Origin of the sequence: Paraburkholderia sp. J69-1 (assembly GCF_905220255.1) — a bacterium.
Taxonomy (GTDB): Bacteria; Pseudomonadota; Gammaproteobacteria; order Burkholderiales; family Burkholderiaceae; genus Paraburkholderia.
This window is the reverse complement of record NZ_CAJMZG010000073.1, coordinates 1-911: the sequence shown is the minus strand read 5'-3', so window position 1 is coordinate 911 and position 911 is coordinate 1. Positions and strand designations below refer to the sequence as shown.

Below are 911 nucleotides of genomic sequence, written 5' to 3'. Positions count from 1 at the left end.
ATTACCGGGTTGGGGGGGAGTGCAACGAGTTTCGCAGAGGCGGATGCCATAGCGTACTCAGTGAGTTCGGGAAACATTACGATCAATGGTCCGACGGGCGAGAGTGGCCCAGGCACGGGCATTGATGGGACGGTAGGTAATGTCGATCTGATTGCACAGACGATCAATATCAATGCACCATTACTTTCCAGTGAGAGCGTCAATCTGGTCGCGGGCAATCAACTCGTAACGCCGTCAACGACCGGTGCGAGTGGTACCACCTACACATTCAGCGCCAACGGCAGTAGTAATACGGCAGCTTCAATGGGCGGGACGACATCCATCGATGCCAGTGCGTACGGGTCCGTAACCAGTGGACAGGTCTTTATCGTCTCTACAGCCGCTGGAATGGGTGTCAATCAGCTCGGCGCGCTGGAGGCGAGTGCAGGCAATGTAAGTGTCAGCTCGAATGGCGATGTGACGCTGGGTGCCGTGGCCGCTAACGAAGATGTGAGCGTTTCAGCTTCAGGAAATGCGTCGATCACCGCTGCAGGGCTCGCGAACGAGACTTACAGCATCAACGCGCAAGGTGACATCGACGCAACAGGTAGTGTCGAGGCGGGTGGCGATATTTCGCTCACGTCTGGTAACGATATTCTGGCAACGTCTGTTGCGTCGAACGGCAATGCGGTTCTGACTGCAGCCAATTCCATCACGCTGGCGGCCATCTCGGCGAGTGCGATTTCTATGCGTGCGACGGGAGGCAGCGTCGATATTACTTCTGCACTGGCTGCGTCTGGTGATGTGAGCGCTTCGGCAGGCAGTAACCTGGCGATCGCGGGTACGCTGCAAAGTGGAGGCTCAGTTGGGCTATCCGCAGGACTTGACGCAACGCTTGGCGGTGCGCTTTCTGCTGTGGGGAACGTCTCGCT

The 911-nt window shown here is 57.3% G+C and carries 1 pseudogene; it reads left to right on the top strand.

The annotated features are described in order from the left end of the window. Positions 1-60: 60 nt before the first annotated feature. Positions 61-911, top strand: a pseudogene (locus tag U5A67_RS40410) (filamentous hemagglutinin); the annotation flags it as partial.